1 protein-coding gene is annotated in these 1,770 nt (G+C 60.8%); it reads right to left on the bottom strand.

The features are described 5' to 3' along the window. A partial coding sequence (locus HMPREF3055_RS07125) for an ATP-binding cassette domain-containing protein (RefSeq protein WP_070738704.1) occupies positions 1-1,491 on the bottom strand: 1,491 nt, incomplete at its 3' end. Positions 1,492-1,770: the final 279 nt, after the last annotated feature.

Below are 1,770 nucleotides of genomic sequence, written 5' to 3' on the forward strand. Positions count from 1 at the left end.
GAGCTGCGGGTCGAGGGTGATGCGCTGCGGAATGTACGCCCCCTCGAGGCAATAGTCGACCCGGTAGGCGGGCTGCACGGGGGAGCGGTACTCCGGGTCTTTTGCGTGGGCAATTGCCTCAAGGAGGGTGGTCTTGCCGCTGCCGTTCGCACCGGTGATGCGCAGATGCTCGGGGCCGCTGAGAATCAGGTGTTCGGGGTGCTCCACAGGGGTTCCCTGCCGGCTCTCGCCATCTGCCTCAACGGGTGAAAAATGCAGAGAATCAACCTTAGTGGGTTGCTGAGTGGTAAATGTTTCACGTGAAACCTGCTGAGGGTTAGTCCCACGAGAATCAACCCTGTGCAGCTCCAGTACCTTGCGCCCCGCGGGTAGGGGCTGCTGGCTCAGCTCGGCATAGATTTTCTCCTGCACGCGCACCTCATCCTGGGCGTTCTGGTATTCCTCCTGAGCCTGCTCCTGCTTGCCGATGCGCAGAACTCGAAGCTTTGCCGCCGCCTGACGTGAGGCGTCCTTGGCGAGGGCAAGAATCGTATCCGGCTGGTCGTCCTTCCACACCTGCGCCATGTTCTTCGAGATAATCTCCTGCGCCTGCACCCACTCGCGATGCGCCGAACGCACCCGGTTCTTCGCCTCGGTCACGCGACGCTGAGCCGCCTGCTGCTCGGTCTCCAATGCCTGCCGGTAGGTGCTGTAGTTACCCTCGAAGAGGCGCAGATGCGCCAGCCCCTGGCGGTCGGCATGAAGCTCCGCAATCACGTTTACACGCTCCAGAAGATCGCGGTCATGGCTGATGATGAGCGCCGGGCAGGGTAGCGCCTCCAGTGCGGTGAAGAGCTGAGCCTTCGCCGCGGAGTCCAGGTTGTTTGTCGGCTCGTCGAGCAAGATGAACTCGGGATCAGAAATCATCAGCGAGGCAAGCGCGGCGATGACCGCCTCACCGCCGGAGAAGCTGCGCATACTGCGAGCAAAGAGTGCGCGAACCGCCTGCGGGTTGTCGCGATCAACCACGGTCGCCGGGGTGAAACCGTAGGTCGCAAGAGCCGCGAGGGTGCGCTCCTCAACGTCCCAGCTGTCCCCGATGGTCTCGTAGAGTTCGGGGGAGTATTCGCCGGATTCTACCGCCTGTAGCGCCCGCAGAATCTCGGCGATTCCGCAGAGCTCGGCGAGGGTTTGATTCCGATTCAGACCCATATCCTGAGGTAGATACGCCATGTGTTCCGGCGCCGCCAAAGAACCGGAATCCGGGGTCAAATCACCCAAAATCAACCTCATAAGGGTTGTTTTTCCGCAACCATTATCACCAATGAGCCCGGTCAGAGGTGCCGAAAATACCGCCGACAGATCCGCAAAAAGCGGAGGCTGGCTCGGGTGCGCAAAGTGCAGATGAGCGATACTAATGTGCGCCGCTGCATGGGAAGTGGCGTGCGAGCGGACATCGCGGGAAGAAGCGGAACGGGGAAAGGTCGCCTGCGGCTGAAGTACGTGTGTCATACGAGCTCCTTGAGGTATGGATGCTCGGGTGCTCTCAAACTCCGACGGTGGTGCGTTGCAGCAGTGTGCCGGCGGTTTGGGGGTGCCTATGCTGAGCGCGTGGCGGTAAGAGGATCGCCCTAAAAAGGGTGCGAAAAAACCCGAGCGTAACGGTGGATGTACCTGTGCCCGGGTGCGTGCGCGCTGATTGGAACACGTAGGAAACGTGTCCGTAGAGCTGCTGCGTGAGCGCACGAAAAATTCTTCTGAGTCCGGGCTTATGCTCGGTGGGTCATTTCT

Source organism: Rothia sp. HMSC061C12 (genome assembly GCF_001815755.1).
GTDB lineage: Bacteria > Actinomycetota > Actinomycetes > Actinomycetales > Micrococcaceae > Rothia > Rothia mucilaginosa.